This is a genomic window from Chryseobacterium sp. C39-AII1 (assembly GCF_039672645.1).
Taxonomy (GTDB): Bacteria; Bacteroidota; Bacteroidia; order Flavobacteriales; family Weeksellaceae; genus Chryseobacterium.
The window spans coordinates 1-8,179 of the sequence record NZ_JBDFPQ010000011.1 but is presented as its reverse complement, the minus strand read 5'-3'; the positions used below and the strand labels follow the sequence as shown (position 1 = coordinate 8,179).

The following is an 8,179-nucleotide window of genomic DNA, read 5'->3' as shown; positions in this document are numbered from 1 at the left end:
CCCCCCCCCCCCCCCCCCCCCCCCCGAAACAAAGAAATGAGCTCAAACAAATGCTCCAATCACGGCTAGGGAAGTTGTTTACCAATTAAAAATCAGTAATAACATTCACCTTTTATCATTCAAAATGAATCTACAAAAAATAAAAACTTCCATCACCAAACTTTCTAACTTCCATCTTTTTATTATTTCATCATCAATCCTTCATTTAAAAATTTTATTGTCGGATAAATAATTCTATTTTTGTTATATCATGGAAACCAAATCCCCATTTTTAGACACTTTATTTATGCTTCGGAAAGACGAATGCATCACTATTTTTACGGACATTCAGAAAATCTCAAAAAAAGAAGAGCACGATGCTGTAGATTATTTTGAATCTGAATTCCAAAAAGAACGTCTTGAGTTTTTATCAGATCAAATCAGTTGTGATAAAGAGGCGGCTGTTTGGGCTGCAAAAGTTCTGTATCACAGTGCACAATTGCATCTTATCAGAAAAGGAACCGGAAAAGATTTAGAAAAACTGATTCCGAAATTTAAAGGAAAAAGAGATGTTTCATCCATGCTGTCGGCCGATCTTTCACTGAGGTTTTTACCACAAATCATTATCGTCCTTCAAAATGCAGATCCTGAAGATGCTTTAGTAAAAATGCTGGAAGATATTCTATTGCAATTTCATTATTCAGGAATTGGACATGATTTAAATCTGGAAAAAATAAATTGGGAAGAAGAACTGAAAGATAAAACCTACCGAAAATTATATCTCGAAAGAATTGTAGAAAAAAAAGCATATCAGCTTGCCGAAATTCCTTATATTAATCAGTTATTGATCGCCGAATTTGGAATGTATAAAGATATTTTCTGGAGAGAATTAAAAATTGTAAAGGATTAAATCTTTGTTGTCTTTGTTAAGTGAAACGCCTTTGTGAACTTAAAAACATTTATTTATTAAAAAGAAACTTAGCGCTCTTTGCGTTTAAAAGATAAAATAAAAAATTAATGACTCAGAATATAGAAAAATTAAACAAAGTACTGTCCTATGTGAAAGATACTTTTGTTGGAAAAAATGATGTAGTAGATCTATTGGGAATCTGCCTTTTGGCAAGAGAAAATGCCTTTTTGTATGGTCCTCCGGGAACGGCAAAATCTGCTATTGTGAGAACATTGGCCAATACTGTAAAAGATGGCAAAAACTTCGAATATCTTTTGACACGTTTTACCGAACCCAACGAAATTTTCGGTCCTTTTGATATCAGAAAATTAAAGGAAGGTGAACTATTGACGAATACCGAAGGAATGATGCCGGAAGCTTCCATGGTTTTTCTGGATGAGATCTTCAATGCCAATTCGGCGATTTTGAATTCACTTTTGATGGCTTTGAACGAAAAAATTTTCAAAAGAGGAAAAGAAACTAAGCATCTTCCTGCCTTAATGTTTGTTGGAGCAAGTAATGTTCTTCCCGAAGACGAAGCGTTGAATGCTTTGTTCGATCGTTTTCTGATCAGAATTAATGTCGATTATGTACATCCCGATCTTCTTCAACAAGTACTTTTAGCCGGAAGAAAACTGGAAAATTTTGTGGAAACGGAAACTCCGGAAATTTTGGCTCATGAGATCAAAGAACTTCAGGGTTTGTGCAGAAGCATAGATTTGAAGCCTATTTATGAGGTGTATTTAAATACGATTATCAGTCTTAGAAATACAGGAATTGCCATTTCCGACCGTAGAGCGGTAAAGTTGCAGAATTTGATTGCAGCAAGTGCTTTGATTTGCGGAAGAAATGAAGCCATTTTATCGGATTTATGGGTACTGAAACATATTTGGGACACCGAAGAACAGATTGAAATTCTGGAAGGTATCATCAACAGGACGATTGAAAAAGATGAAAATCCTCAGTCTCATCCTCAGGCATTGCAAAACAAAACGCCGAATCCTGAAGAAGTGATGAAAGATGTTAAAATTTTGATTGAAAAATGGGAAAGCGGCGCATTAAGTTTTGAAGAGCAGAATGTCATCAAAGATAAATTGAGATATCTTCAAACGCGTTGCGACTGGATCAAAAATCCTGAACAAAGACAATTTATTCAAAAAGAAATTGAAAGTCTATGGCAGAAGATTCTCCAAAGCGCATAAAAGAATATTGGGCAGAATTTCCGCGTTCGTCTGAAGATTTTCTAGGCTCGATCCGAGATTGGAAAAATGTTCAGATCGCAACGGATGATGAGATCATTTGGCTCAGAGGTTTTACCGAAGAACAGACAGTTTCTTCGGAGCTTCAGCAGTTGCCTAATTTTTTACTTTACGAATTACGAGACGGACTTTTATTCAGAATAGAAGCTTTGGTTCCGAGTAAAAAAATACGAACAGGTTTGCTTTGGATGTCGATTCATAAAGCTTTGCAGCTCACTTTTCCTCCTTCCAATCAGAATTTTTTTGGAATCGATGGAAAAATTGAAGTTCAGCTAAAACCGAGTGAAGAAGAGCAGCCGGCAACCGCTTTGTTATGTTCTATGAAAGATGTCAAAGAAATGCTCATTGCAATGCCAAAATTCAAACTGGAAAAAATCAACTGGATTGTTATTAATGATAAAGCTTTATTTATGGGAAATCCGTTGCTGAGCTTTCCGGGGAAAACATTTTGGCTAAAAAACGATCATTTATTGCCGACAGGTTTTGATTTTGAGTTTAAAAATCTGAGCACTTTACTGCAAAAAAAATATAATGAAGAACAAGGTAAATGGCTTTTATGGAACGAAGACGGAAGTTATCTTTCAATCGATAAAAATGATTTTCGAAAGTTGTCTGTAAGCTCATTTCGCCTCACCGAAAAATCGAAGGAATGGATATAAATCAATATTTCCAATCGTATGAAAATTATTTCTGGGAATGGACGACCGATGAAGACGTTCCCGATGAATCCGGCTATCACGAAAACAATCTTATTTCGATCCCGAATATAGGACCGATTGCGTATAGAGCGTATGTGATCGAAGTTTTGAAAATGTTAAAAGTAGGTTTTCCGAGTTTTGGTTCTCTGCTTTTAACTTTGTATGCCACTCAGGATGGGTATATCAATTTTAATGATGCATTGGCTCCGACAAAGAATTTTTACGGCGATGGAGATGCTGTAAAAGGAATTGTGAATATAACGGTTGATTTTCTAGAGCGCGTAAAAAGTTTAGATAAAGTCTATAAAAAAGGTCAAAATAGAATCACGCTTTTACAAACCTTATTTGGAAGCGTTTATCTTCGATTGTCGTCCGGAAATTCTGAATTAATTTTAGGAAGATACCGAAAAAGACCGCATAAAATTGGCGAAAGCGCAGTTAAAAAGTATGCAACTCCCAACTTTGTTTATAATGATCTACGGATTTTTGAACGATTAAACCAAATATTTCCGACAACACAGTCCATTATTGATGCATTACAGGGAAAAATTGATGATCTTGAATTGGAAGATGAAATTGCCGAAGATGAAGCCACTGTAGAAAGTGCCGGTAATGATTTCATTCAGGAATTGATCGAAGAGCCAAAAACATTTCAGGTTGGAAGTTTGATTAAAAGAATCTGGAGCGGTTTAAAAATTCCGATGAAGCATCTTTCGCCTGGCGAACAGCCCATTGGTGGTGTTTCTGATATGACGAATAAAGGTGAACTTCACAAAATGCTTTTGTCTGAATTTGCTAATGAAGATGAGGTTTTCATGAGTAGAATTGCCAATAATGAGGCATTGTATATTCAAAGGGAAATTCCGCCTGAAGAAAATATTTTTGAAAGAATTATTTTAATCGATACTTCCCTGAAAAATTGGGGAACGCCGAAGGTTTTGTCTTTTGCTTCCACGATTGCGATCATCAAACATCCGAAAGCACACACGGAATGTAAAGTTTTTGCCTTGGGTAAAAATATCACGCCGATGTCTTTGGATAAAGTGGAAGCAGTGGTTGAAAATCTGAATCAGGTGAGTGGTTTATTGGATGTTTCACCTGCATTGGACGAGTTTTTCAGTAAAAAGCATTCTGAAAAAGATCTGGAAGTTTTCTTTGTTACGAATGAGGAAAATTTAGCCAATCCCAATCTTCAGAAGGTGATTCACGAGAATAGAGATCGATTGAAATTTATTGTAACCACTTCGGCAAATGGTGAACTGAATTTTTATAAACATCACAACGGAGCCAGAAAACATATTCAGAAAATTATCTTGCCTTTGCAGGAATTATGGGCAAATCCTCCAAAGAAAAAGACGGTTCAAAATAATAATGCTCAGAAAAGCGGATCTAAAACTCCGGTTCCGTTGAATTATCCGGTTTTATTTCCAACACCAAAAAGCAGAATTACTACTTTTTTATATGAAGGAGAATTTTATATTTTAAGTAGTAAAAAGCAGTTGTTGAGAACATATTTGTCAGACAATTATTATAATAAGAATATTTATGAAAGTTTTAGAATTCATCGGGGCTCAGAGGTTTTGGTTGAAAATATTTCAATAAAAGCAAAGGGGCAGTTTGCGTTGGCTAAGGATAAACAGGGAAATTATATCATTTGCCAATATCAGCCGGATAAAAAATTGCTTTCAAAACTGAATGTGATTACCGGAGAATATTCTGATCTGAATGTAACGGGACAAAATATTCCGTTGAATTTTAATCTTATTTACTTTAACCGAAATTTTTATCTGCATGAAGATGGTTTTCCGATGATTTTCAAAATCAATATTGAGGGTAAAATTTCTATAGAACAGGTAGAAAATAATGAAGAAATAAGCAGACGATTTATCCGAAACACGGCAGAGCTGGCGAGGCTTCATAATGGTGGAGAAAATATTTTGAGCAATTTCGGAATCATAGGAATTAATGCAGTACAAGAATTGGTGGTTTCCAAATTGGCTTTATCACGTAGGTTTGATAATGTATATAATTTTAATAAAAATCGTATGGATTTGGATGTCATCGCAAGCCAGAATAAGAATAAATATACTTTTGGAGACGGCAGTGAAATCATTACTGATACACGTGGAATGCTCACTTTTAAAAGCAGTAACAAGCATATTCCTACTTTTTATATACCTTCCACTCAATACGGTTATCTCGCGTTGGCAACCGGAAAAGATTTTGGTGGGTCAGAATATTACCTGCCTAAAAATACGCAGTTGAAGATTAAAGAAATGGACGAAATGTATACGGATTATATGAAGAATTTCATTAAACATATTTTGGATTATGGAACTAAGAATTAAACCTTTTCCGAAAAATAGTTATCCAAAGAAAGGACTTTTGATAAAAGGTTCTTCACCTTTGGTATGGCTTCAGGAAATGGAATTGTTAGGAATTGATCTGAATGAGGTGAAATCTTTTGCGATTCCGTCTGATGAACCGAATAGTTTATACGGATGTTTTTTGATTTTCAATGGTTTTGCTCCTAATGAAATTGGAAAAAATGCTTATTTTCAGTCGGTTGATGATCGATTGTTTATTCCTGAAAATACTATTTTTTATCCGCAGATTTTGCCGGAAGAGTGGAAAAGTTCAGGTTCAGAATATCTGATTATGCATCCTGATTTTGGTTTGGTGAAATTGTCAGAGCAAATTGATTGGCTGGAAGTCATTCAATCTCCTTTGCTGGATTCTTCGAAAGTTCGAAAACCTTCAAACGGAGTTAAAATTCCTTCTGAAATTAAGAGTTATACCGTGGAGATGGATGATGATAAGGTGTTGGAAGCTTTATCTAAACCTAAAACCGATGAGGAATGGATGAAAGATTTACCATTCGATCTGAAAAAAGTATTAGCAGGAAATCAAAAGGAAATTGAAAAATATTTAAAATATATCGAGCAGCATCCGGATAGAATCGTGGATTTGGGTGTACCGTTGGATGTCATGGGAACTTCACGCGGTGATGGTTTCAGCAAATTTAAATTTGGCGAGGGAATGTTCGGTAGATTATTTGGAAATATGTTTGGCGGAAACAATAATTCAGCTGAAAATTTTTCCGATACTGAACGTCCTCGTAAAAAAAGCTATTTCTGGATATTTTGGGTGATCATTATTATATTTTCAATCATAAGATTTGCGATACGATGGGATAAAATGAACTCTACACCTGAAAAAAGTGAAAATGTTCAGACGAGTAACCTTCCGGTAATTTCAAAACAATCAGATCCGCTGATGTTCGAATCGGGAGTTACGGAAATAGATATGAAAATTGATTCTATTTATCGCGAAAAAAGGACTCAGCTTTCAAGAGAACTCAACAAAACGAGACAAATTTACACATATAATGATGATTTGGTAACTCAGCACCATCTTCAGAATGGCGGACGAAATCTGGAAACTGTAGAAAATGATATTGCGATCACAAAAAATAAAATGAAAAGGTCGAAAGATTCTCTGAAGCAGATTTATAATCAGAAAATTTTTCAGCAGGTGGAAGAAAAATCAACAGGTTTTAAGAAAAAAATTGCTGATTCTCTGAAACAATCAACCGGAAAACCTGCCGATAAAGGTTTGGTGAAAAGCATTTGGAATAAAAAACAAATTCTGATGATCGATTCTCTAGGAAAGTATTACGGAACAAAAGAAGAACCCGAACTTCCTGTTATTCATGATGGTAAAAATAATTTTGAAGAGCTGCAAAATGCAACACCGAAGAATAATACCTCATTTATGGAAATCGTCTGGCTGATCATCTTTATGATAGGAGCGGTAGGACTTTATAATTATCTGGTAAAGAGAAATTATTTTGATATCGGCGGCGAAAATATTCCGGCAGGAGTGAAAGTATTACTCATGATTATCCTTTTGGGAATGTTGCTTTATATTTTTTATCCGCTCATTAATATGTTTGGCTACAACTGGTTTGTCTGGTTGCTTATCGTGTGTGTGATCGTCGTATTATATCGACTGTTCAGTAAAGATAAAACCATCTTAAAATCTGATAAAAATGAATAAACAAAGATTTACAGATAAATTTATCGCGGCACTTTTTATCCTGATATTCATTAAAATATTCGGAATTCTGGCCGAGCTTTTCCATAAGAGCTTTTGGGATGTGTTTGCTACTTTTTTAATTTTTGTAGTAGTGGCTATTGTTGTGCTTATTGTGGTTATTTTTCAATCTGACAAAGAAATAAACAATGCCAATGCTGGAAAAGGTGGCAGATCGATGGCGGGAAATAGCTCGTATGTAGAATCCTCAGTTTTCAACAGGCTTCATAATATATACGAAGAACGTGCGCAAAAATACATTTCCGAGAAAGATTACAGAAATGCGGCAAAAGTGTATATCAATCTTTTGAAAGATAATTATCGCGGTGCAAAAACATTGGCAGACGGCGAATTGTATAACGAAGCAGCAGTAATTTACCTCAAAAAATTAAATAATAAATCTGAAGCAGCCCATTGTTACGAAAAAGCAAAACAGTATAAAAAGTCGATTGAATTATATAAAGAATTGGGGCAAAAAGAAAAAGTGGGAGATCTGTATAAGGAAATTAACGAAGTGGAAAATGCCAACAATTATTATCAAATGGTGGTTGATGATTATGTGAAATATAACCAAATGGTAAAAGCTTCTTTAATTTATCGTAAAAAAATGGAAAAACCGGAAGCAGCTCAAAAAATTCTACTTCAGGGTTGGGAAGAAAATAAAGATGCTTTTAATTGTTTGAATAACTATTTTGCGAATATCTTCGATGTTAAAAATCTGGATTCTGCGATTCGTGAAGTGTATAAAAAGACGCCTTCCAAGAAAAAATCGATTTATCTGGATGCAATGAAGCATGAATTTAAAAAAGATGTTCAGCTTCAGCCGAGCGTAAGAAATATTGCTTACGAAATTATTGCTGAAAAAATTAAAACCCATTCTGAAATAGTGAATGAATTAAAATATTTTAATCCTGATGATGAGGTAATTTTAAAGGATATTTCAAGATATAAAATGAATCGGAGTAAAATTTTTGGACATTAAAATTTTATCTATAAATGCTTCGACTTCGCCCAGCATGACCTCTCTAATACTAACTGTTTTTATTAGCGGTTAATTTTTAGCATTGTCATGCTGATTTCTATGACAAAACCAAGCTATTTATATAATTTTTTTCATAGGGTTTTTGTTGATTTATTACGGCAAAAACTCTGTGAACAATTTTATTTCTCACATTATTCAGTACCAGCATTTTATTTTT

6 protein-coding genes are annotated in these 8,179 nt (G+C 34.6%); all 6 read left to right on the top strand.

The window, feature by feature from the left end; genetic code table 11:
• The first annotated feature begins 250 nt into the window (after positions 1 to 250).
• The gene (locus ABEG63_RS15625; RefSeq protein ID WP_346586077.1) at positions 251 to 889 is read left to right on the top strand and encodes a hypothetical protein; all 639 of its coding nucleotides are present in this window, start codon (positions 251 to 253) and stop codon (positions 887 to 889) included.
• Positions 890 to 996: 107 nt separating this feature from the next.
• Positions 997 to 2,130, top strand: coding sequence for an AAA family ATPase (locus ABEG63_RS15620; protein ID WP_346586075.1), 1,134 nt, complete (start codon positions 997 to 999; stop codon positions 2,128 to 2,130).
• On the top strand, positions 2,103 to 2,846 hold the full coding sequence (locus ABEG63_RS15615) for a hypothetical protein (protein WP_346586074.1): 744 nt from the start codon (positions 2,103 to 2,105) through the stop codon (positions 2,844 to 2,846). The genes ABEG63_RS15620 and ABEG63_RS15615 overlap by 28 nt, the downstream gene beginning before the upstream one ends.
• Positions 2,837 to 5,233 (top strand): hypothetical protein, encoded by a 2,397-nt coding sequence (locus ABEG63_RS15610; RefSeq protein WP_346586073.1) that lies wholly within the window; start codon positions 2,837 to 2,839, stop codon positions 5,231 to 5,233. Before ABEG63_RS15615 ends, ABEG63_RS15610 begins: the two co-directional genes overlap by 10 nt.
• Entirely contained in the window at positions 5,217 to 6,944 is a 1,728-nt protein-coding gene (locus ABEG63_RS15605; RefSeq protein ID WP_346586071.1) for an APC family permease, read from the top strand. The genes ABEG63_RS15610 and ABEG63_RS15605 overlap by 17 nt, the downstream gene beginning before the upstream one ends.
• Positions 6,937 to 7,962 (top strand): hypothetical protein, encoded by a 1,026-nt coding sequence (locus ABEG63_RS15600; RefSeq protein ID WP_346586069.1) that lies wholly within the window; start codon positions 6,937 to 6,939, stop codon positions 7,960 to 7,962. The genes ABEG63_RS15605 and ABEG63_RS15600 overlap by 8 nt, the downstream gene beginning before the upstream one ends.
• The last annotated feature ends 217 nt before the right edge of the window (positions 7,963 to 8,179 follow it).

Coding starts and splice junctions, on each gene's coding strand:
- ABEG63_RS15625 (WP_346586077.1), top strand. CDS start 251: ATGGAAACCAAATCCCCATTTTTAGACACTTTATTTATGCTTCGGAAA.
- ABEG63_RS15620 (WP_346586075.1), top strand. CDS start 997: ATGACTCAGAATATAGAAAAATTAAACAAAGTACTGTCCTATGTGAAA.
- ABEG63_RS15615 (WP_346586074.1), top strand. CDS start 2,103: ATGGCAGAAGATTCTCCAAAGCGCATAAAAGAATATTGGGCAGAATTT.
- ABEG63_RS15610 (WP_346586073.1), top strand. CDS start 2,837: ATGGATATAAATCAATATTTCCAATCGTATGAAAATTATTTCTGGGAA.
- ABEG63_RS15605 (WP_346586071.1), top strand. CDS start 5,217: ATGGAACTAAGAATTAAACCTTTTCCGAAAAATAGTTATCCAAAGAAA.
- ABEG63_RS15600 (WP_346586069.1), top strand. CDS start 6,937: ATGAATAAACAAAGATTTACAGATAAATTTATCGCGGCACTTTTTATC.